22 protein-coding genes are annotated in these 20,695 nt (G+C 39.0%); 8 read left to right on the forward strand and 14 right to left on the reverse strand.

Translation table 11 applies throughout. The annotated features are described in order from the left end of the window. Window positions 1–100: 100 nt before the first annotated feature. Window positions 101–1,531, forward strand: a complete 1,431-nt coding sequence (gene dnaA / locus KZP23_RS00005; protein WP_226334135.1) for a chromosomal replication initiator protein DnaA — start codon at window positions 101–103, stop codon at window positions 1,529–1,531. A 22-nt stretch (window positions 1,532–1,553) separates the two neighbouring features. Here the strand turns inward: dnaA and KZP23_RS00010 are convergent, their stop codons facing one another. From KZP23_RS00010 to KZP23_RS00020, 3 genes are read right to left on the reverse strand one after another with little or no spacing between them, the layout of a single operon-like run. Beyond that, a complete protein-coding gene (locus KZP23_RS00010) occupies window positions 1,554–2,333 on the reverse strand; it encodes a DUF3298 and DUF4163 domain-containing protein (protein ID WP_226334136.1) in 780 nt (259 codons plus the stop codon). A gap of 7 nt (window positions 2,334–2,340) precedes the next feature. After that, window positions 2,341–3,345: a methylmalonyl Co-A mutase-associated GTPase MeaB gene (gene meaB, locus KZP23_RS00015; RefSeq protein ID WP_226334137.1), complete on the reverse strand. Its 1,005-nt coding sequence runs from the start codon at window positions 3,343–3,345 to the stop codon at window positions 2,341–2,343. Window positions 3,346–3,378: 33 nt separating this feature from the next. Further along, window positions 3,379–3,783: a hypothetical protein gene (locus tag KZP23_RS00020; RefSeq protein WP_226334138.1), complete on the reverse strand. Its 405-nt coding sequence runs from the start codon at window positions 3,781–3,783 to the stop codon at window positions 3,379–3,381. A 54-nt stretch (window positions 3,784–3,837) separates the two neighbouring features. Between KZP23_RS00020 and KZP23_RS00025 the strand changes: the two genes are divergently transcribed. The 3 genes from KZP23_RS00025 to KZP23_RS00035 are packed head-to-tail and all read left to right on the forward strand — an operon-like array spanning window position 3,838 to window position 5,514. Further along, a complete protein-coding gene (locus KZP23_RS00025) occupies window positions 3,838–4,374 on the forward strand; it encodes a CopD family protein (protein WP_226334139.1) in 537 nt (178 codons plus the stop codon). A 32-nt stretch (window positions 4,375–4,406) separates the two neighbouring features. Next, window positions 4,407–5,075 carry an SCO family protein gene (locus KZP23_RS00030; protein ID WP_226334140.1) on the forward strand — a complete coding sequence of 223 codons (669 nt, stop codon included), beginning with the start codon at window positions 4,407–4,409 and terminating at the stop codon, window positions 5,073–5,075. Then, window positions 5,059–5,514 (forward strand): c-type cytochrome, encoded by a 456-nt coding sequence (locus KZP23_RS00035; RefSeq protein ID WP_226334141.1) that lies wholly within the window; start codon window positions 5,059–5,061, stop codon window positions 5,512–5,514. Before KZP23_RS00030 ends, KZP23_RS00035 begins: the two co-directional genes overlap by 17 nt. 4 nt (window positions 5,515–5,518) lie before the next feature. On the opposite strand, the gene KZP23_RS00040 is transcribed toward KZP23_RS00035, so the two are convergent. Next, window positions 5,519–5,938: a hypothetical protein gene (locus KZP23_RS00040; RefSeq protein ID WP_226334142.1), complete on the reverse strand. Its 420-nt coding sequence runs from the start codon at window positions 5,936–5,938 to the stop codon at window positions 5,519–5,521. Window positions 5,939–6,164: 226 nt separating this feature from the next. Here KZP23_RS00040 and KZP23_RS00045 point away from each other — a divergent pair, with 226 nt between their 5' ends. Further along, the gene (locus KZP23_RS00045; RefSeq protein ID WP_226334143.1) at window positions 6,165–6,986 is read left to right on the forward strand and encodes an aminotransferase class IV; all 822 of its coding nucleotides are present in this window, start codon (window positions 6,165–6,167) and stop codon (window positions 6,984–6,986) included. A gap of 21 nt (window positions 6,987–7,007) precedes the next feature. On the opposite strand, the gene KZP23_RS00050 is transcribed toward KZP23_RS00045, so the two are convergent. The 5 genes from KZP23_RS00050 to KZP23_RS00070 all read right to left on the reverse strand — a co-directional run bounded on the left by KZP23_RS00050 (window position 7,008) and on the right by KZP23_RS00070 (window position 14,009). Further along, window positions 7,008–7,445, reverse strand: a complete 438-nt coding sequence (locus KZP23_RS00050) for a hypothetical protein (protein ID WP_226334144.1) — start codon at window positions 7,443–7,445, stop codon at window positions 7,008–7,010. A gap of 15 nt (window positions 7,446–7,460) precedes the next feature. Then, on the reverse strand, window positions 7,461–8,687 hold the full coding sequence (locus KZP23_RS00055; RefSeq protein ID WP_226334146.1) for an ABC transporter permease: 1,227 nt from the start codon (window positions 8,685–8,687) through the stop codon (window positions 7,461–7,463). Then, window positions 8,684–9,319 carry an ABC transporter ATP-binding protein gene (locus KZP23_RS00060; protein ID WP_226334147.1) on the reverse strand — a complete coding sequence of 212 codons (636 nt, stop codon included), beginning with the start codon at window positions 9,317–9,319 and terminating at the stop codon, window positions 8,684–8,686. Before KZP23_RS00060 ends, KZP23_RS00055 begins: the two co-directional genes overlap by 4 nt. 5 nt (window positions 9,320–9,324) lie before the next feature. Further along, window positions 9,325–10,500 (reverse strand): hybrid sensor histidine kinase/response regulator, encoded by a 1,176-nt coding sequence (locus tag KZP23_RS00065; protein WP_226334148.1) that lies wholly within the window; start codon window positions 10,498–10,500, stop codon window positions 9,325–9,327. 65 nt (window positions 10,501–10,565) lie between these two features. Further along, a complete protein-coding gene (locus KZP23_RS00070) occupies window positions 10,566–14,009 on the reverse strand; it encodes a sensor histidine kinase (RefSeq protein WP_226334149.1) in 3,444 nt (1,147 codons plus the stop codon). Window positions 14,010–14,134: 125 nt separating this feature from the next. Between KZP23_RS00070 and sucD the strand changes: the two genes are divergently transcribed. Continuing rightward, window positions 14,135–15,016 (forward strand): succinate--CoA ligase subunit alpha, encoded by an 882-nt coding sequence (sucD, locus tag KZP23_RS00075; protein ID WP_226334150.1) that lies wholly within the window; start codon window positions 14,135–14,137, stop codon window positions 15,014–15,016. 65 nt (window positions 15,017–15,081) lie between these two features. Here the strand turns inward: sucD and KZP23_RS00080 are convergent, their stop codons facing one another. Next, window positions 15,082–15,696, reverse strand: a complete 615-nt coding sequence (locus KZP23_RS00080) for a 2OG-Fe(II) oxygenase (RefSeq protein WP_226334158.1) — start codon at window positions 15,694–15,696, stop codon at window positions 15,082–15,084. Between the two features lie 117 nt (window positions 15,697–15,813). On the opposite strand from KZP23_RS00080, the gene KZP23_RS00085 reads away from it, so the two are divergent. Both KZP23_RS00085 and KZP23_RS00090 read left to right on the forward strand, forming a co-directional pair. Beyond that, entirely contained in the window at window positions 15,814–16,581 is a 768-nt protein-coding gene (locus KZP23_RS00085; RefSeq protein WP_226334159.1) for a hypothetical protein, read from the forward strand. A gap of 8 nt (window positions 16,582–16,589) precedes the next feature. Then, the gene (locus KZP23_RS00090; protein ID WP_226334160.1) at window positions 16,590–17,261 is read left to right on the forward strand and encodes an OmpA family protein; all 672 of its coding nucleotides are present in this window, start codon (window positions 16,590–16,592) and stop codon (window positions 17,259–17,261) included. A 61-nt stretch (window positions 17,262–17,322) separates the two neighbouring features. On the opposite strand, the gene KZP23_RS00095 is transcribed toward KZP23_RS00090, so the two are convergent. From KZP23_RS00095 to KZP23_RS00110, 4 genes are all read right to left on the reverse strand, one after another. Next, window positions 17,323–17,988 carry a hypothetical protein gene (locus KZP23_RS00095; protein ID WP_226334161.1) on the reverse strand — a complete coding sequence of 222 codons (666 nt, stop codon included), beginning with the start codon at window positions 17,986–17,988 and terminating at the stop codon, window positions 17,323–17,325. A gap of 499 nt (window positions 17,989–18,487) precedes the next feature. After that, window positions 18,488–20,053: a ribonuclease Y gene (rny, locus tag KZP23_RS00100; protein WP_226334162.1), complete on the reverse strand. Its 1,566-nt coding sequence runs from the start codon at window positions 20,051–20,053 to the stop codon at window positions 18,488–18,490. A 68-nt stretch (window positions 20,054–20,121) separates the two neighbouring features. Next, complete coding sequence (locus tag KZP23_RS00105; RefSeq protein ID WP_215226042.1) at window positions 20,122–20,406, reverse strand: cell division protein ZapA; 285 nt, start codon at window positions 20,404–20,406, stop codon at window positions 20,122–20,124. 1 nt (window position 20,407) lies between these two features. Next, window positions 20,408–20,692, reverse strand: a complete 285-nt coding sequence (locus KZP23_RS00110) for a hypothetical protein (RefSeq protein WP_226334163.1) — start codon at window positions 20,690–20,692, stop codon at window positions 20,408–20,410. Window positions 20,693–20,695: the final 3 nt, after the last annotated feature.

A 20,695-nucleotide genomic window follows, 5' to 3' on the forward strand; every position in this document is an offset into this window, starting at 1 on the left:
AGCAAATTTTGATTTTTAATTTAGATTTATTTTCCCCAAATTTGTTGCCCTTCTAGGGTGAAGTAGAGCATCTTTAATTCTTTCTTGTAACCAATTTTAAATGAGTTCAGAGGCAAAAGCAGTATGGGACGAGTGTTTGCGTGTCATTGAAGATCACGTAAACGACCAAAGTTTTTCCACCTGGTTTAAACCGATAAACCCGGTGAGATTGGACAGTTCAATACTTACCATCCAGGTACCCAGTCAATTTTTTTATGAATGGCTAGAGGACAACTATGTTCAGGTCCTAAAATTGGCCATCAAGAATGTACTCGGTCCAAACGGAAAGCTTGAATATGCTGTGGTTGTGGATAGAGGAAACTCTCAAAACCAGCCTTATGTGGTCAGCTATCCTCAGGGAAATATCAGCCCCAACAAAAAGAAGGCAGCCGAAAAACTAGAGCAAGAGCAGAGCAAAAGTCCCTTCGATATGAAATCCCTGGACAGTAATGCGCTTTTGCAATCCAACCTGAACCCTAATTACAGCTTCAACTCATATATCGAGGGAGATTGTAACCGCTTGGCCAGATCTGCTGGTTATGCAGTTGCCACCAAACCAGGAGTAACCTCTTTTAACCCATTGATGATATACGGAGGTGTAGGATTAGGAAAAACACACCTGATCCAAGCCATCGGAAATGAAATCAAAAATGGCCCTGAAGAAAAATTTGTACTATATGTCTCCTCTGAAAAGTTTGTAAACCAATTCATGGATTCCATTAAAGACGGGAACATGAAAAGCTTCACCAACTTTTATATGCAAGTGGATGTGCTTATAATTGATGACATCCAGTTTTTGGCCGGTAAGGACAGGACCCAGGAAATGTTTTTCCATATTTTCAACCACCTGCACCAAAACAAGAAGCAGATCATCATGACCTCTGACTGTCCTCCCAAGGACCTAAAAGGCTTGGAAGAAAGGTTACTTTCAAGATTTAAGTGGGGACTGACAGCTGACTTGCACATGCCTGACTTTGAGACCAGGGTGGCCATCATCAAAAGGAAAATGCAAACCGAGGGTATATATATTCCTGATGATGTAATTGAATACTTGGCCTATACAGTCGACACCAATATTCGTGAACTTGAAGGAGTATTGATTTCATTGATCGCCCATGCTTCCCTCAATCGGGTAGAAATAGATCTTGGTTTGGCCAAGACTATCATGAAGAATATTGTCAAAGACATTGAAACAGAAGTAGGTATAGACTTTATCCAAAAAACTGTTTCTGATTATTATGGAATAAAACTGGATGACTTAAAGGCCAAAACCAGAAAAAAGGAGATTGTAGTAGCAAGGCAAGTAGCCATGTATTTCTCCAAAGAATTTACCAATCATTCATTAAAATCCATTGGCTACCACTTCGGAGGCAGAGATCACAGTACCGTTATTCACGCTGTACAAACGGTCAACGACCTCATTGAGACAGACACTGCATTTAAGAATGCTATCAATGAACAAAGGAAAAAATTCAAGATGAGATCATATTAAAAAGGAGGTTTAACCTCCTTTTTCATTGTTTAACCACCCCTTCTAAAGCCGACAAAGGGAACTTTAATGCAGTTTGCCCCATAGAATAAGGTGTGATTTCATAGGTATTGTAAAGCAGAACAAATTCCTCACCTTCATATCCCATTGCAGCTGGAAGGAAAAATGCTCCATCATCCAAGAAAAATCTTCCATCATCCTTTAAACTTACCCCTTCTTTTACTTCATGATGCTTTCTAAATGCCTGTTCAGCCATTTCCCTTAGTTTTGCTTCATCTAAAATTAGATCTTCATTTTTAAGTAAAGACCGCTGCTCCAAATCATAATTTAGGTACTGACTCACATAATTGGGATGAGCGCCTCCTGTGTACGCACTGTTTAAAAACTCAATAGACACCAAACCTTCCTTCATAAACCCCACTTTGGCCTCAGTTTCGGAATACCATGACTGACTGGAAGTCGGAAACTCTTGTTTGAAAGCATCAAACTCAACTAAAAAGCCATCTGCCAGCTCATCCAATGAGGGTAGATTATTTGCTTTTTCACCCCACTGCAAATACATCTTTAATTGTTCAAGCACATGGATATTGAGCAATACATTTGTTGTATCCTCTCCACCACTAAAAGTTGGGTAACTCATTTTCACTTCAGCACAGGATTCTTCCCCATCAGAACAATTTGACTTTTCAAATGTTTCAATTTTATAGGTCAAAGGCTCCTCTTCAGCTTCTTGCTTTGAAGCATTACAGCCACCTAAAAGTAATCCAATCATCAAACATGACCTATGTATGGTTTTCAATCTCATTTTTCGTCTATTTATTTCGCTTAAAAAAATCATTTACCAAATTTCTTGCCATAGATTGTGGTGAAAAACCACCTTCCTTTAAAGAAGGTAAGATACTTTTTATTTTAGCTTGAACATCCTTGTTTTGATAGAACCGAGCCTCCAATATTTGTTGCACATAGGCATAAAACCAATATTCCCTTTGGTGAAATCGATTTTCATTAAAATGCCCCGAATCATTCATCTTTTTTTCAAATTCCTGTACCACCTGCCATACTTCATCCAAACCAACTTGGTTTATGGAAGAGCATTCCATCACTTTGGGCAGCCAACCATCCTCTCTAGCCCCAAAAAACTGACATGCACTTTGCAAAGCCGCCCTGGCCTCTTCAGCCTTCCCCACCAAGTCTCCGTCCACCTTGGTCAGTACGATAGCATCGGCCATTTCCATAATTCCCCGTTTGATGCCTTGCAGTTCATCACCTGCATCTGGTTGTACTAAAAGCAAAAGGAAGTCCACCATTTCATTAACGATAAATTCAGACTGGCCGGCCCCGACGGTTTCCACCAAAATCACATCAAAGCCTGCCGCCTCACAAAGCAAAATACTCTCCCTGGTCCTAGCCCCCACTCCGCCTAAGCTTTGCGCATTGGGGGAAGGTCTAATAAAAACATTTGAGGCCTTTGAAAGCAACTCCATCCTCGTCTTGTCACCTAAAATACTTCCCTTTGATTTTTGGCTGCTTGGATCTATGGTAAGCACAGCCAGTCGCTTCCCTCTCTCAACCAACAATTGTCCAAAATGCTCTATAAAAGTACTTTTCCCCACCCCTCCTGCACCAGTAACTCCAATTCTAATGGAATTCCCTGTGTATTTCATAATCCTATCAATCAAGTCCTGTCCCAGTGACTGATCTACCTCCAATTTACTTTCCAGTAGGGTGATGGCCCTACTTAGAATAATCGTATCTTTTGCTAGCAACCCTTGTTCGTACTCCGACAGTTTCAATCTTTTTCGGTTGGTCATGGACATAAAAGTGTGTGCTTACTATATTAACAACTTCAATCAATGAAATGGATATTTGACAAAACCTTCTTCGCCCATAGCCTTTTTTTCAAATTTCCCTAAGCAATATGCATTATACTTTGAATCAAAATAAGGCATGGTCCCACTTACCTTTTTAGGGTACTTTCCTTTTGCAGAAAAGAAATAAACCTGCGTATTTCCATATTTGGTATGAGGCATCATCTCCCCATATTTTTCCATTTCTTGCCATAATGTATCAGATACAGTGACTAGGTACACCCTTTTAATGGGACCAGTATTATTAAGGTTTCTAAATTTACTAATCTCCGTAAAATCCATCTTCAGGTCTTTTATGCCCGGCTGCATAAAGGTCTCGACTGATATCCAGACCAATAGTCCCAAAACAGCTAAGGAAATCAAATAAAACAGTTGTTTAGTTTTCATTATAATCTAAGGTTCTTCACTCTTAAAACATTAATTTAGGGGAAAAATTTGAATATGGGGTTTGAATATATCAAAGCACTGCATATTATCTTTATTGTCACATGGTTTGCAGGTCTATTCTACATCGTTAGATTGTTTATTTATCAAGTTGAAACCCTCGAGAGGCCTTCTGAAGAACAGCGGTTCCTTAGGCCACAATTGGATATAATGGCCAGAAGACTTTGGCTGGGCATCACATGGCCCTCCGCTATTCTCACCTTAATTTTTGGTTCTTGGACTTTATATTACCGCTGGGAATATGTAGAATTTGGCTTCATGCAGGCCAAATTGGTCTTTGTATTTTTCCTTTATGTCTATCATTTCATCTGCCATAGGATTTACAAAGATCTGCAAAATGGAAACGCTAATTGGACCTCCACACAATTAAGGATCTGGAATGAAGTAGCTACGATCATTCTCTTTGCTGTTGTATTCCTGATCGTCATGAAAAGCCTCATCAATATGCTTTGGGGAATCATAGGATTGGTACTGTTAAGTGCCCTACTTATGCTTGGCATCAAACTTTACAAAAGATCACGAGAAAGGAACTAATCAATATTTTGAATTGTAGATTATACAAAAAAATGCTTAGACACAACCTGACTATTTTCACCCTGTTAGCTTCTATCTTATTGATCTGGAATTGCTCACCAAAAACAGACAATGAAGGCCAACTACCTTTTTTGGGCCACAAATACACCGAAGAGAAAACTGTAGATGGCAAAACCATCACGGACACAGTTTACCATACAATCGCCCCATTTTCATTTACGGACCAAGAAGGAAATACCATCACCAATCAAGACGTTAAAGGAAAAGTATATGTGGCTGATTTTTTCTTTACCTCATGCCCAACTATCTGCCCGGTAATGAAATCCCAAATGCTACGGGTCTATGAAAAATTCAAAGACAACCCCAGCTTCACCATCCTAAGCCACTCTATAGACCCAACTTATGATACAGTGGAAGTACTAAAAGATTATGCAGAAAGGTTAGGTATAGAGGACGCCAGTGCTTGGCATTTTCTTACTGGAGAGCAAGAAAAAATTTTTGAAATAGGGCAAACAAGTTACCTTGCCACCGCCATGGAGGATAAAAATGAGCCTGGTGGTTTTCTACATAGCGGAGCATTTATCCTGATAGACCAAGAAGGGCATATCAGGGGGGTATATGATGGTACGGTTGCGGAACAGGTAAACAAATTAATGAAGGACATTCCAAAAATTTTGAATGCACATGAAAAAGGGGCTTAAGCTGTTCTATATCGGACTTTTCATCTCCCTGTTTATTGGAGGCTGTCAGGGAAACAAACAAGCTGAAAAGAATCATTTCTCCCTCAATAATATCAAAGACCTAAAAACACGGCAATATGCGATTGAAGGACAGGTCTTATACGAAAACCACTGTGCCAACTGCCATCAATCTGACGGAACAGGTCTGGGCAGATTGATCCCTCCCCTGAAAAATGCGGACTACCTCAAAGCAGATATTGGCAGAACCGTAAGGCTGATCAAACATGGCATCAAAGGAGAAATAATTGTCAATGGAGCGGATTACAATAAAGAAATGCCTGCTAACCCTGCTTTGACCAATTTGGAAATTGCTGAAATCACTACCTATATCTATACTGCCTTTACAGGTCAAGAAAAAATCATTGAAGTGAATAAGGTCAAAGCATTTTTAGAGGAGTAAATTTTTACTCCTCTATTTTTTTAGCTTCTTCCAATGCTTTTTTAATAGCCTCATTTACCTTGGTGACCATTTCCTTCTGCTCATTTAGATAGATGATAGCTTCTTCTTCCTCCATTTCACTTACATCCGCCTTAAACTGCCTCATCCAAACAAACATCCCCTCATAAGCACCCTCTAAATCTCCCACTGCTCCCTTTAACTTCTCTATCCTATCGGTATTATTTACACTATCCTCAAGATGCAATTGTTCTGCTAGGTCCATCAATCTTTTCTGTTCAGATTTCAACTCTCCCATCTTTGGCATGACTTCATCATGTATTTGAATCACCTTGTCTTTTAAGGCTTCCTGCTCTGAGACGCCATCACAGGCTATCATAAACGCCACGCTAATCATTACAAAAACTGCACTTTTGATCATTTTCATATCTCCCATCATTTTCCCCAAATTTCCCTAATTCAATGATTAGAATGAAATAAAAACCCAAATAAATCACATGCGTTTCATCCTTGATCACGCACACACAAATAAGATGAGCAATTGATAGTAATCTATTATCCAAAAACTTATTTTTAACACATAAACCCATAGAATCAAACGACCTGCATCTTATTTCTTTTCAACAAGAAACTATCCAATTTAAATCTTTACTATGAAACCATTTTGCTTTGCTCTAGATCAAATTATCAATAGTGAAAATGCAAGTATGCACCCCATGGACATTGGCTTGATCCGCGGCTATGCTGTATTTGATTTTTTCCGAACCACAAATTACTCCCCCCTATTTCTAAAAGATTACCTTAAAAGGTTTACCAGTTCAGCCAAAAAGACACATCTCAGCTTAACTTTAGACACCAAACAGTTGGAGTCCGTTATTTTGGAGCTCATCAAAAAGAATGACCTTAAGGAAGGCGGTATAAGAATGGTCTTGACGGGAGGAGTTTCTGAGAATCATTTTTCTCCAGACAAAGGGAGCTTGTATATCTTCTGTGAGGAATTGCTTTTACCCTCACCAGAAAAGTACAACAAAGGTATCAATCTTTTAACAGTAGATTATATTAGGCCTATTCCCGAAATCAAAACTACCAATTACGCCTTACCTGTTTACCTTAGCGCTGATTGGAAATCAAAAGGTGTGGAAGATGTACTTTACCATTTTAACGGCATTATATCAGAAAGCTCAAGAAGTAATATTTTCATTGTTAAAGACGGCCTCATCAGCACACCAAAGGAAAATATTTTATTGGGCATCACAAGAAAAAGAATCCTGGAAATTGAACCGACTATAGTAGTAAGGGACATTTCATTGCAGGAAGTACTTGAAGCAGATGAAGTATTTATCAGTAGTACCACCAAAAGGATTCTACCTATCACCCAAGTTGATGGCAAAAACATCGGAAAAGGTATCCCAGGTGATATAACAAAAAGTATTTTTGAGAAATTTTTATCACTGGAAAAAGAAAGCGCCTACTAAAAAGGCGCTTTCTTTTTGATCTTATAATACCAACTCTGCATCCGTTAAAATATACATGAGTTTTTCTGGATCTTTTTTGTTCAGTTTTAAGGTTCCTTTGACCTTTACCCTCTTGGAAGTATATTCAATAGGTGTACTTAACATCACTTCCATTACTGTCTCAGGCCCACCGGAGCCGCAAAAATAACATTCCGCTATGGGCAGAGAAGACAAAATAATATGCTCAGGCTTAAACATTCCTTCAAAAGGAATAATATATCCCTCTGCAGCCACCTCTTTTCCCTCCAATGATTTTATCTTATCACTAAAAACAGGCAGGTACAACTCTCCATATTCATCCTCACCAATTTCATAGGTAACCTCAGAAAGATCTTTCCAAACACTTTTCTCAGATTGGGCATGGACATAGCCCAATACCCCGATCATCAATACTACTAGTAAACTTAACTTTAATCTCATTTTTATTCTTCTCTATTATTTGGTCAATTGTTTCGCTATATCTGTCTTATAAGCTCCCCAAGCTGGAATTAGGGAAGCAAAAATCCCTACGACAATGGCATATACCAAAATCCATGCCTCAGCCTCAAGGAATATCCAAGCTGAAATATTGCTTAAAGCGCCTTGTTCCTGCCCCATAACCAAAACTGACAGAAAAAGGTGCCCCATGAGTATTCCTACCACCGCACCCAAACCTGTCAAGATAATTCCTTCCAAAATGATATGCACGAACAATTGCCCTCTGGAAGCCCCTATGGTACGCATAACAGCCAAATCGTATCTACGTTCCTTTAATGAATTATAAAGAGCTATAAATATGCCTAAACCGGCTATAAAAATAATCACAAATGCCAATCCCTTGATAAGCTTTATACCCACCCCCAATAGCTCAAACAGCCTTGAAATCTCAAAAGCTGGAGAAGCTGCCTGCAATGAACTACGACTATTAATAAACCTGGGCAGTTGTACTGCCGCCATAGGACTTCTATACTGGATCAAAAGGGTAGTAATCTCTCTATCTTCATCAGTATCTGGAAACCCTCTTTTGGCCACTGCTTCTTCCATCATATCATGATGGTGTTCCCCTTCTTGGTCATGGGTAAACCAAACTGATTCCAAGCTAGTCATAATGAGTTTATCCACAACCTTTCCCGAAGCGGCCAATACACCAGTCACAACATAATCATGGTGATCATGCTCATGACTACTGCTCCCAATCCCATGAGAGCCCATAAAAGTATCTCCTACCTTAAGCTTTAATTTTTCCGCTACAGCACTTCCCAATACTACATCGAAAGGCTTTTCCCATGCTTGGCCTGAAACAAAATCAACCTCATAGAGATCCAAATAGTCATGGTTGGTTCCTACAATCCTAAAACCCTTATAATTATCCCCCAAGCCCATAGGAATAGCCTTCTTGACCAACCTGTTTCTGGAGACTCCCTTGGCTTCCTTCAAATCAATATTTCCTGTCGGAAAATCAATATGGTAAACACTAGAAAGGATCAGTTGCAATGGACTTCCTTTTGCTCCAATCACCAAGTCCACACCTTTGGCATCCCTGCTCATCTGGTTCTCGAATTGATCCTGAATAAGAATCAAAACAGTAATAATGGCCAATCCCAATGCCAACAATAAAATATTCAGCCCAGTATTCATGGGCTTTGCTATCAAATATTTCCAACTTAATCGAATCATATTCATAACTCACCTCCCATGATTATCTGCTTACCTACATGCTCTTTCACTCTCTGGTCATGGGTGACGATAATCAGCACTGATCCCATTTTGTGGGCCTGCTCCTTAAGCATTTTGATAACCATCTCGGCATTGGCATCATCTAAACTTGCAGTAGGCTCATCGGCCAAAATCACCTTAGGATTATTCACCAATGCCCTGGCAATGGAAACCCTTTGGGCCTCTCCTTCACTTAAAGCATTTACTTTTGCCTTTTTTTTATGGCCAATCCCAAGATCATGCAGAATTTTATCGATGGTTGCGGACTTTTCTTTTCTTGAAAAAAACTGTGCCAGCGCCAAATTTTCTTCTACCGTCAGGGGGGCAAGTATATGGGGTTTCTGAAAAACGATGCCAATATTTGCCCCACGAAACTTGTCCAACTTGGCTCCTCTTAATTGATAAATATCAGTTTGGTCGATCTTTACCGTACCCTGCTGTGGCTTTAAAAGGCCGCCAAGAATATTCAACAAAGTAGTCTTTCCGCTTCCAGACTTCCCCAACACCAATAATTCATCGTGCTCATTCAACTCAATTTCCGGTATTTGAATCTGCTGAGCTCCTTTATAACTAAATGAAATACCTCTAGCTAAAATCATATTACTTATCCAATAGGAATTTTCACCACAAATTTTGATCCCTTACCAGCTTCACTTTCCACTGAAATTTCTCCCTTGAGTACATCCACACATTTCTTCACTATAGAAAGCCCTAAACCAGATCCTTCTGTAATCCCCACATTCTTGGCCCTAAAAAACCTTTCAAATAATTGAGACTGTTCCTGTTCTGGAATACCAATACCATCATCTGTAATCTCTGCCAACATTATCCCATCCTCTACTGCAACAGAAAAATCCACTTTGCCTTTCTCCTTGGAATATTTCACCGCATTAGAAAGCAGGTTCTCAAAAACCTGATACAACAACTCTGTGTCTGATTTCACCGTCTTCGGCACTTTACTAAATGAGGTCCTAATAGTGACTTCATTATCATTATTAGCTTTCACCACATCCAATACTTCATTGAAAAAAGCAGCTGTAAAAAAACGGGATGGTTTATAGTCGATTTTATTGGCATCCGCTTTACCGAAAAACAGCACCGAAGTAAGCAAGCTGTTCAAGCTTCTTACGGAATTCTCAATTTTCTTGGAATGCTTCACCAACTTCTGTTTTAAAGGATGATCCTTTTCTGCATAGATCTGTAAAAGCTGAGCAGAACTTAAAATAGAAGTCAAAGGCGTTTTGAAACCATGGGATACATTTTGGACAATCCTGGACTTTAGCTCCCCTATTTCACGCTCCTTTTCAAGTGCTTTTTTGAGTTCCTTATTTGCCTCATTTAAGTCTGCTGTACGTTTCCTTACTTTCTCTTCTAGCTCATTATTAAGTTTTTGAAGTTCCTTTTCCTTCTTATCCTTAAAGATTGCCAACTCAATCATCATGTTGAGCTCCCGGATGTTAAAAGGCTTGATGACATAAGCACTTGGATTGGTCCCAGCAATCTTGTGCAAAGTTTCCTCATCAGAACTTGCCGTAAGATAAACTACCGGAATATCATATTTTTCATTAATGATTTCCGTTGTTTTAATACCGTCGAGTTCGCCTCCAAGATTGATATCCATCATCACCAAGCTCACATCATTTTCTCCCAAGACCTCCAAAGCCTCCTCTCCGGTAGCTGCTATGCCAATAATCTCATGATGGTTTTTTTCCAGCGCCTTTTTCAGTAGAAGTGCTGAAACATTATCATCCTCTACTATTAATATTTTAAGTGCGAGCATAGATTTTTATTTGTTTCAAAAAAGCAATTGAATAGGTCAATTTTCCACAATATTAACAATATATATTAATTGATTGGCAATTTAACCCTAACAGTGGTCCCTTCTTTTTGCACACTTTCAATTTCAATGCTTCCTCCCAGAATTTCAACCAGATTTTTTGTAATGGACAATCCCAGTCCTGTACCTTCAAATTTCCTATCATAACCTCCGCTTTCCTGCTCAAAAGGCTGGTAAATATTCTTTACAAATTCCTCACTCATTCCTATCCCCATATCCTTTACGCAAAGACATATGTGCCTATTATGTTTTTTTACATTTATTTGGATCAATCCTTCATTGGAATATTTGATAGCATTGCCCACGATATTATTCACGATCATCTCCAAATAGCGCTTGTCCACGTTAACGATTAGAGGTTTGGTCTCAAACTTTGCCGTGAGCAATAAGTTTTTCTTGATGGCAAGGGTTTTTAGTGGCAGCAATATCTTCGACAAAAAATCATTCACATTGGTTTCCTCATAAACAACTTCCATCTTATTGGCCTCTATTTTGGACATATCCAAAATGCTGTTAATGGTATTCAACAAGCGTTCCCCACTTTCCATTATGATTTCCAGCTGGCCTATCAAAGCCTGATTATTGGGGTTTTGCAGGATGATATTTTCTGTGCTGCCCAGAATTCCATTTAGAGGAGTCCTGATTTCATGGCTCATACTTGAAAGGAAATTGGTTTTTATCCGATTGGCTTCTTCCGCCTTTTCTTTCGCCTCTTTTAATCCTTTTTCGTATATTTTTTTATCTGTAACATCCCTAAAAACTATCAATATCACTTCATGCTCCTCATTCTTTGGGTTTACCCTCGTGACGAAAAGTTCTATGGACTTCAAAGCACTATAAAAAGGAATATCCACTTCAAAGCTCCCACCTTCACCATCGGTCTTTCTAAGCATACCGACTATTTCCCTCCTATTTTTATAAAAAAAACTTTTGTCCTTAAAAAGCTCTTTTACATGATTTATGTTTTTTGCATTTTCAAGATTCACGCCTGACATCAAAATAATGGCAGGATTTAGTGCTATTACCGTTCCATCTGTGTGTGTCAGCACCAGGCCATCTTGAGAGCTCTCCCAGACATTCCTAAATTGGTCTTCTGCAGTTTTTATCACCAAATTCTTCTCATCAATACTTTTCTTAAGCAAGCCTTGTTCTTTGAATTGATTGACGATCATGTTCAATCCAAAACCTATCATCAAGAAAAAAAACATGAGCAAGCCGATAAACCAAAATTGTAAGTAAACAGGTTTTACAACAGAAAAACTATCTGAATAAGCCATCTCTGACTCAAATTGGCCTCCCAAACTTGCCTTAAGAACCAGTTGATAATCCCCCGCGGGGAGATTATTAAATTGCAGGAAATTCGTCCTGGGATTAATAGAAGTCTGCCAGTCCTCATGCAAGCCCAACAGCTTATAGCTCACAGTAAAATTATCCAACTCCAAAAAGCTGATAGCACTAAATTCGATGGAGACATTATTGAAAGCATACGGAATTTTATCGATGTTAATATCTCCATCAGTAGTCCCCAAGACCTTAATATTTCCAACCGACACCATTGGGTTAACCACATAATCTTCATCCTCCTGGGCCATATAAATGGACAGGCCGTTTTGGGTTCCGATCATTACCTGCCCTTCGTCACCTTTAATCAATGCTCCTCTATTGATTTCATTCCCCGAAAGTCCATTTTGAGCATCAAAAAGTCTGATTGTTTCCCCGTTCAACAATGTAACTCCCTGATCTGTGCCGATCCACAAATGTCCTCTCGTATCATTTAACAAGGCATAGACAGGACGGTTAATTTTCTGATTTTTCACAATATAATCCCGTGCTTCTCCATCTCGTACGACCTTCAATCCTTCTGGAGTACCCAGAACCATTTCACCTTTAAAATAAGTCCAATCATACCCTCTGAACATCACCACTTTCTCATTTTGGATGATTTGCTGTTCTTCATAAAGCGAGCCCAAAGTCATCAGAACAAACCTGCCATCTTTATCCTTATTGATCTTCCTCACCCCCAAAGGGGCCTTTCCCGTCAGTTCCTTAAAAAATGAATCTGTAATATCTCTTTTAAACAGTGCTGCGCCTTTTGTGTAAATGTTCGATTTATAGACCTTTAAACCTGCCACTATATACAAATCCTCTCCATCAATAAAAATATTAGCCACAATCCTATCGCTGGGACATTTATAGAAGACAGCCTCCTTCTTTTCTGGATCAAATCTCCCCACTCCTCTAACAGAAGACGCAATCCAAACAATTCCTCTTCCGTCCCTATGAAAGCTAGTCACCCTATTTTTGGGCTCACCAAGCTCCCCGTCTCCCTTTGATTCATATAGCAATTTCTCATCCTTCCAATACTGAATGCCATTATTAAAGCCAAATAAAAAATCTTTCTCTCCAAGTTTTTCAATTGCAGAAACTTCCTGTTCCATAAATCCATCCTGCAAACCGAAATTTTGGAACCTCAAATTTGGGAGATTGACTACCCCCCTTATTGTTCCTATCCAAATAATATTTTCCCTGTCTACCAAAGCAGTATTGATATAATATGCCTTCAGTGCATCAAAAGAGGTGATTTCCAGAACACCATTATTTTTAGGGTTGTACTTAAAAAGCTGCGAAGAATAGAAAAAATATACTTGACCTTTTTTCACCTGCAATCCAAATTGTTTTTGGGGAGCATAACTAACTTTGGAAAAACCTTGGTGAACTATTTCAGTGGCCTCATAAGGATCCTTACCTTTGGCCAGAAAATCACTCCCCAAAAAGTAATAATTTTCATCCTCCTTATTATAGGCTATTTGGCCAATACACCCAGGCAATAATTCGTAATCATATTGGATCACTGAAAGCGTTCCATTTTTTAGCCGATAGGCCGATTTTTTAAAATAAAGGACAAAATCATCTTTATCACATTGATAAACCGACATCAGCTCCCCCTGTGTCTCCCTTTCAATAAAAAAATATTCCCAATTCGGATTGGTCATATTGGTAATTCCCAGCAAATCTTTTTTATAAATAAAAAGTTTCTTTCTGCCCTTTGAACCCAATATTTCAAGTTTTATATAGCCAACACTTCCTCCATCCGTAATTTCGGTGGGTAAATCAAACGTATGCCATTCTTCCTCCTCAAAATAATACACCTTAGGAATGCCGGCACTATTATACACCCAAACAAGCCCATCTTCATCTACCTTCACGCCTAAATTGTTTCCTAGACTTTCTTCGACATTTTTGGGCAGGGAATAGGTATTGATCCCATCAGAATAAAAAATCCCCCTATCTGTAGCGAACCACATTCTCCCTTCTAAATCCTGCGCCACTTCAAAAATATTTTCTGTGGGTAAGGCCAAGCTCTTTATTTGCTTGTTAACCTGAAATGATTGGGAAAATGCCATGCCATAAAGCAATGACATCAATAGAATTAGGATCTTCTTTTTCATCATAGCCAATAACTAAATTATAAAAAGAATTCATTGGATTGAATTAAATTTGACATTGTTTCCTCATTTCTTTTTGTACTAGGCCTTAATCTTATATTTTTGTAATCGAACTTTAAAAATAGCATCACATGAGTGTTTTAGTAAATAAAGATTCTAAGGTAATCGTGCAGGGCTTCACTGGATCGGAAGGTTCATTCCATGCGCAACAAATGATAGAGTATGGCACTAACCTAGTAGGTGGTGTCACTCCAGGAAAAGGAGGAAATACACACTTAGGTAAGCCAGTCTTCAATTCAGTAGCGGAAGCTGTAGATAAAACTGGTGCAGATACTTCCATTATTTTCGTTCCACCAGCTTTTGCAGCGGATGCGATCATGGAAGCAGCTGATGCAGGTATTAAAGTAATCATCGCTATTACTGAAGGCATTCCTGTCAAGGACATGATGATGGCAAAACCTTATATCAAAGAAAGAGGGGCAACATTGATCGGCCCTAACTGTCCAGGTGTGATCACTCCTGGAGAGGCCAAAGTAGGTATTATGCCTGGTTTCGTATTTAAGCAAGGTAGAGTAGGTATCGTATCCAAATCTGGAACACTCACCTATGAAGCAGCCGACCAAATTGCAAAAGCAGGTTTAGGAGTATCTACTGCAATAGGTATTGGTGGTGACCCTATCATTGGCACGTCAACCAAAGATGCAGTAAAATTGTTAATGGAAGATCCTGAGACAGATGCTATCGTAATGATCGGAGAAATCGGAGGTAACTATGAAGCTGAAGCAGCTAAATGGATTAAGGCTGACGGCAATAAAAAACCAGTTGTAGGATTTATCGCTGGCCAAACAGCCCCTCCAGGTAGAAGAATGGGACATGCTGGTGCAATCATCGGTGGCGCTGACGACACTGCTGCGGCCAAAATGAGAATTATGAGAGAAAACGGCATTAATGTCGCTGAATCTCCTGCTGAAATTGGTGAAGTAATGGCCCAAGCATTGAATGTAAAGGCTTAGTTATAAGTAGTTCAATACTTCAATAGAAAGGCGCAAAAATTAAAAACTTTGCGCCTTTCTATTTATCAATATTCTATATCTCTTAGCCAGCCGGTTATACTGATCCTTGACTTATTAGTAGTCAGTACTTCGTGTGGAATCTCTCCGCTCATAAATACGACTAACTTACCTCCTTCAGGATAAACATCCATGATTTCTTCATTCCCATCTCCCATTGGAAGATACATTCGCAATGCACCGCCATCTTCTTTGGACCATGAATCATTCAAATATAGTATGACAGTCACAACCCTGTATTTTACGTTTTGAAACTGATCCAAATGCCTGAGGTAAAAAGAACCTGGAGGATACATAGAAAAATGCGCTTCGAATGACCGAAGTCCCAAAAAACACCTTTGGTTAATCTCTCGACGCAATGCTTCCATCTTATCCCAATACACCTCTTGCAACTCAGTCAAATTAATCGGATCCAACCAAAAAACCTTATCACTTCTGATTTCAGGCCGTATCCTAAAAGCCTCTCCTTTTCCTATTCCCGCATGTCTAAATTGGCCATGCACCAATATTTCCTGCTGTTCATGCAACAATTCCTTTCTAAATTCGTCAGAAATAAAATTCTCAGCTATATACCATCCTTGATCATAAAGTCCATTTACTATGGCCTCATACAGGTTTTCCATACTTGATGTATTTTTGCTGGCAAAAATACATCAATAATTTTCCAAAAAAGCATAATTTTGTATTGAAATAACTCATTATTAATTACTCAGATAAAACATTCATCAAGCGAAGCTAAAATGTTCCTAAAATCAGACGATATAAAAAGACTCGAAATAGATTTTAATTCAGGAGTAGTCCCCCCTCCTTTCAGCCATGTATTTAAATTGAAACTTGGCTTTGAAAAAGACTTTATCAATACCCAATTTACTATTCAATATACCGATCGAGATGAGCTTTCCGAAGAAGAAATTATTGCAGAAGGATTTAATCTTGACGATGATTTTGATTTTATAGGGGAGGTAGCCCCCATTTGGGAACAGCCATTCAAAGAATTATACACTGCCAGCAAATGGTCCAATAAAAAGGAACTGGATGATAATGGGGGAATCAAGATATTTGCAAAAGATATCCATGGTAAAATTGCCAGAAGTATCCCCACCAACCAAGACGAGTGGCACATGCTCGCTCAAGAATACATTCAGGCCATTTTTGAAATCACTAAAAAAGAAGCCCCATTGACTATTCGGTACAGAAAGGTGACCAAAGAAAACACCACTGATTACACGCTTACAGTTAAGTTTTCAGTAAGAAAGGTTATCGTTGAAATAAATGGATCGATCAAGGAAATGGACTGGGAGGAAAGCAGGGAATTACTCTCCAATATTTACTTGCCTGACTATGATTATGAAATTGCCTCAGAATCAATCCCTAAGAAACGGGGAGAATATATTGATTGCGGAGATGGAGTTTGGCACAAATTTGGCAAAGGAGTAACTAACCTTGACGATAACTTTGATGCAATATCATTGGTCCAAAAGGGTTTTGAAAATTTAAACCAACTATAATATTTGTTATGAAAACTTTTAAATCAGTACTAGGAATTATTTTAAGTTCTGCCATTTTGTTTAGTTGTGCAGACTGGAGCAACACTGGTAAAGGAGCCGCCATAGGTGGTGGTGCTGGTGGAGCAATTGGCGGGCTAATTGGCTCAAAAAAAGGTAATACTGCTGCCGGAGCAGTAATTGGTGCAGCCGTAGGCGGAGCCGCTGGGGCTGCCATTGGCAAATATATGGACAAGCAGGCCGAAGAAATGGAAGCCATTGAGGATGCTGAAGTAGAAAGAGTTGGTGAAGGAATCCAGCTTACCTTTGATTCTGGAATTCTATTTGGATTTGACTCTTATCAGCTTACCCCTAGCGCTCAGGAAAACGTCATGAAACTTGCCAAAATCCTAAACGATTACCCTGACACGAACATTATGATAAATGGCCATACAGATAGTAAGGGTAGCGATGAATACAACCAGGATCTTTCAGAAAAAAGGGCCAGTTCTGTAGCTAATTACTTAAAAATGCAAGGAATTAACAATATAAGATTGACAACTGTAGGTCACGGTGAAAGCATGCCTGTAGCAACAAACGACACCGATGCTGGCAGAGCGGAAAATAGACGAGTGGAAGTAGCGATTACTGCAACGGATGAATTAGTTGAAAAAGCTGAAAATGGAGAACTGGATAGCATGTAATGCTGCTGACCCTTTACCATTTTAATAAATAAGGCGGCTAAATTTTAGCCGCCTTTCTTTTTTATCTTCCTACTCGAGATTGCATTTCAGGGATAATCCCTTCATATTTTCTTAAGATCCTATCCCATTCTCTAAAAGCTTCATCTGTCTTTACGGAAGCTCCTTTTGCATTGGTATATTCACTGACCAGCTTCACCTTATATTCCAAAGGACTAGTATTCCCTAATTTTACGATACACCTTGATCTAACCATGGAACCATTGAAGTTTTGAGCTACCCATGCTGTCCTCAAGTATCCAGTTTCTCTGTCGGTAGTTTCAATTACATCAAAATAGGAAGTAATGATCCTCGACAACAACTTCCATGTTTCTAACTCATTACCACTAGGCTTAAGGCTAATGTCTACATTAGCGATATCTGAACTGGAAGACGCAGTATAAGCCTCATCGACAGTCATTCTTATGTATTCGCTCTTCGCTGGTTCTGGTTGATTTTTTTGATCACAAAAAGATCTTTCTTCGACTACAAAGCCTACCTTTTCAACCCTAACATTGACACAAGTACCTTTTTCGATTTTCAGCTCGACGCTTCCTGTCCCAGTCATTTGTCCATTCACATAAATACTAGCATCCTGCTCAGAAGCTGAAATCTTAATCTTTTTGTCAAAGGCATGAGCCATTGCTGATGACAAGACAAATAAGGAAAGAATAGTAAATAATTTTCTCATGAGAATAATTTAGATTTAGTTATATATTGTTTTCGCTGTCAAACTTAAAATGGGATAAAATCACACAGATTCCCTTAAAATCATATAAATGGTAATATTACGGGTACCAATATAATCATACAATACATGAAAAATAGTATATCTCACTTAACAATAGAAAATATTTTTCAAAAACATCTATAACTACTAAAAAACATCAAAATTAACCACCTATTCTAGCTCTTTAAAAATCTTCATAAAAATTCATTTCTCCACTTTGATTGACAAATATTTCATCCTACGAATAATATAGGTTAGGTAGGTTAAAAACAAACTTTAGCCATTCAGCTTCTCCGATCATTACACATATAGCATATCACTTAGCTATACCCAAATGCCCCACCGTCTTTCTCCTTTTCTCAAGATGGAATCATCCAGCATGGAATAAAAAGAGCCACATATGATCTGAAAGAAGCTTTCAGGTCATATGTGGCTCTAACTAAAACAATATTTATTTTCGCTATTTGGCGTAATTTACAGCTCTCATTTCTCTGATTACTGTAACCTTAATTTGTCCAGGATACTGCATTTCCTTTTCGATCTTTTGAGAAATATCAAAGGACAATTTACCTGCAGTATTATCATCTACATTCTCCGCATCAACCATTACCCTCAACTCACGGCCAGCTTGCATAGCAAAACACTTATTGACGCCGTCAAAGCTCAATGCCAAATCCTCTAGGTCTTTAAGACGCTTGATATAGCTGTCCATAATTTCCCTTCGCGCGCCTGGTCTAGATCCGGAAATGGCATCAGACGCTTGGATGATCGGAGAGATCATTGAGGTCATCTCAATCTCATCATGGTGAGCTCCTATGGCATTGCAAACTTCAGGATGCTCTTTGTATTTCTTAGCCAATTCCATACCCAAAATAGCATGAGGTAATTCAGCCTCTTCAGGATATACTTTCCCAATATCATGAAGCAAACCTGCTCTCTTAGCCAATTTGGCATTCAGCCCCATTTCAGCAGCCATGGTAGCACAAAGCTTGGCAACCTCTCTAGAGTGTTGTAATAAGTTCTGACCATAAGAAGAACGGAACCTCATTCTTCCCACCATCCTGATTAATTCAGGATGCAAACCATGAACACCTAAATCGATACAAGTTCTTTCGCCGATTTCTACGATCTCTTCTTCAATATTTTTCTCAGTTTTAGCTACTACCTCTTCGATTCGAGCAGGGTGGATCCTTCCATCCTGTACCAACCTATGTAGGGAAAGCCTTGCGATCTCTCTTCTTACCGGGTCAAATCCTGAAATAATAATTGCCTCCGGTGTATCATCCACTACAATCTCCACTCCTGTAGCCGATTCTAGCGCACGGATATTACGTCCTTCCCTACCAATGATCTTACCTTTAATATCATCACTTTCTATATTAAAGATAGATACACAGTTTTCGATCGCATGTTCGGTGGCTGTACGCTGTATGGTATCCAACACAATCTTTTTGGCCTGCTTGGTAGCACTTAATTTGGCCTGATCCAAAATATCCTTAATATGCGAGGATGCTTTGGTATGTGCTTCATCCTTCAGCATCACAACCAACTGGTCCCTGGCTTCTTCCTTGGTTAATAAGGCTACCTTCTCTAGGTCCGCGATACGCTGATTGGTTACCCTGTCCAGTTCCTCTTTCTTAACTTGAACAGCGTGCAGCTGAGCACTAAGGTTTTCTTTTTTACTATCAAGCTCTGCTTCTTTGCGCTTGATTTGTTCCATTTCTTTGGAAAGGATCTGCTCTCTTTGCTTCAACTTCCCTTCATTGGTAATAAGGATGTTCTTTTTCTTATTTACCTCTTCCTCAAATTCTGATTTCAGCTTAAGGTATTTCTCCTTAGCTTCCAATATTTTATCCTTTTTAATGGATTCTGCAGTTAATTCTGCTTCTCTAACTAGGCTCTTTGCCTTGTCCTGAGCCTCTTCCTCAAGCTTTTGATTGTTTTTCTTTAAAAAGATCCCAACCAAAGTGGCTCCAAGAACTAGGCCTACTATGCCCGCTACGATAATGTATAGTGATTCTCCCATAGGTTTTTTAGGTTAATAAAAGACCTACCGGTTTGGATAACTCATCCAGAAAAGTGGGGGAATAATAATTATAAGATTGATTTCAACTGGTTATTGATACTAGACAAAGTTTCTGAAATTTGCTCACTGTCTTCCGAACTTACCTCATTGGCTTCCATGGCCTCAACCATACAGTCAAAGGCGACCATGGCCAAAAGGTCCTGTCTATCATCCAACCCAAATTCTTCTCTATATCTCTTTAATTTATCATTAATCAATTTACCGGCCCGCCTGATTTTCGCCTCATCCTCTGCTTTCACTTTCATAGGGTATTCCCTATCGCCTATTTTTATTCTGATAGAAAGCGTATCCATATTATTCAGACAGGTAAGTAATTATCTTATCGATTTCCTTAATATAATTATTGATTCTATTTCTCAATTCTGCAGAAGCTATATTTTCTACCGGTATGTTGTTTACAATTTTACTAATTTTAATTTGATTTTTAAAATGCTCCAATGCAGCCTCCTTTTCATCAACTTCCGCTCTCAAGCCTCCCAATTCATCCCTCAATGATTGGTTTTCCAGCTCAAGCTGTTCGATCTTTTTGGTGACCTTATTGGTCAGCTGACGCAAATTCTGGAGTTCTTCGTGGATCATTTT

Source organism: Echinicola marina (assembly GCF_020463795.1).
Lineage (GTDB): Bacteria > Bacteroidota > Bacteroidia > Cytophagales > Cyclobacteriaceae > Echinicola > Echinicola marina.

Excerpts from the sequence above, each read along its gene's own strand:
- KZP23_RS00020 (WP_226334138.1), bottom strand. The coding sequence starts at position 3,783 with ATGAAAACTAAACAACTGTTTTATTTGATTTCCTTAGCTGTTTTGGGA.
- KZP23_RS00095 (WP_226334161.1), bottom strand. The coding sequence starts at position 17,988 with ATGAGAAAATTATTTACTATTCTTTCCTTATTTGTCTTGTCATCAGCA.
- KZP23_RS00065 (WP_226334148.1), bottom strand. The coding sequence starts at position 10,500 with ATGCTCGCACTTAAAATATTAATAGTAGAGGATGATAATGTTTCAGCA.
- KZP23_RS00030 (WP_226334140.1), top strand. The coding sequence starts at position 4,407 with ATGCTTAGACACAACCTGACTATTTTCACCCTGTTAGCTTCTATCTTA.
- KZP23_RS00085 (WP_226334159.1), top strand. The coding sequence starts at position 15,814 with ATGTTCCTAAAATCAGACGATATAAAAAGACTCGAAATAGATTTTAAT.
- KZP23_RS00045 (WP_226334143.1), top strand. The coding sequence starts at position 6,165 with ATGAAACCATTTTGCTTTGCTCTAGATCAAATTATCAATAGTGAAAAT.
- KZP23_RS00010 (WP_226334136.1), bottom strand. The coding sequence starts at position 2,333 with ATGAGATTGAAAACCATACATAGGTCATGTTTGATGATTGGATTACTT.
- KZP23_RS00090 (WP_226334160.1), top strand. The coding sequence starts at position 16,590 with ATGAAAACTTTTAAATCAGTACTAGGAATTATTTTAAGTTCTGCCATT.
- KZP23_RS00080 (WP_226334158.1), bottom strand. The coding sequence starts at position 15,696 with ATGGAAAACCTGTATGAGGCCATAGTAAATGGACTTTATGATCAAGGA.
- KZP23_RS00060 (WP_226334147.1), bottom strand. The coding sequence starts at position 9,319 with ATGATTTTAGCTAGAGGTATTTCATTTAGTTATAAAGGAGCTCAGCAG.
- rny (WP_226334162.1), bottom strand. The coding sequence starts at position 20,053 with ATGGGAGAATCACTATACATTATCGTAGCGGGCATAGTAGGCCTAGTT.
- KZP23_RS00050 (WP_226334144.1), bottom strand. The coding sequence starts at position 7,445 with ATGAGATTAAAGTTAAGTTTACTAGTAGTATTGATGATCGGGGTATTG.
- KZP23_RS00040 (WP_226334142.1), bottom strand. The coding sequence starts at position 5,938 with ATGAAAATGATCAAAAGTGCAGTTTTTGTAATGATTAGCGTGGCGTTT.
- KZP23_RS00070 (WP_226334149.1), bottom strand. The coding sequence starts at position 14,009 with ATGATGAAAAAGAAGATCCTAATTCTATTGATGTCATTGCTTTATGGC.
- KZP23_RS00035 (WP_226334141.1), top strand. The coding sequence starts at position 5,059 with ATGAAAAAGGGGCTTAAGCTGTTCTATATCGGACTTTTCATCTCCCTG.
- dnaA (WP_226334135.1), top strand. The coding sequence starts at position 101 with ATGAGTTCAGAGGCAAAAGCAGTATGGGACGAGTGTTTGCGTGTCATT.
- KZP23_RS00110 (WP_226334163.1), bottom strand. The coding sequence starts at position 20,692 with ATGATCCACGAAGAACTCCAGAATTTGCGTCAGCTGACCAATAAGGTC.
- meaB (WP_226334137.1), bottom strand. The coding sequence starts at position 3,345 with ATGTCCATGACCAACCGAAAAAGATTGAAACTGTCGGAGTACGAACAA.
- KZP23_RS00055 (WP_226334146.1), bottom strand. The coding sequence starts at position 8,687 with ATGAATATGATTCGATTAAGTTGGAAATATTTGATAGCAAAGCCCATG.
- sucD (WP_226334150.1), top strand. The coding sequence starts at position 14,135 with ATGAGTGTTTTAGTAAATAAAGATTCTAAGGTAATCGTGCAGGGCTTC.
- KZP23_RS00105 (WP_215226042.1), bottom strand. The coding sequence starts at position 20,406 with ATGGATACGCTTTCTATCAGAATAAAAATAGGCGATAGGGAATACCCT.
- KZP23_RS00025 (WP_226334139.1), top strand. The coding sequence starts at position 3,838 with ATGGGGTTTGAATATATCAAAGCACTGCATATTATCTTTATTGTCACA.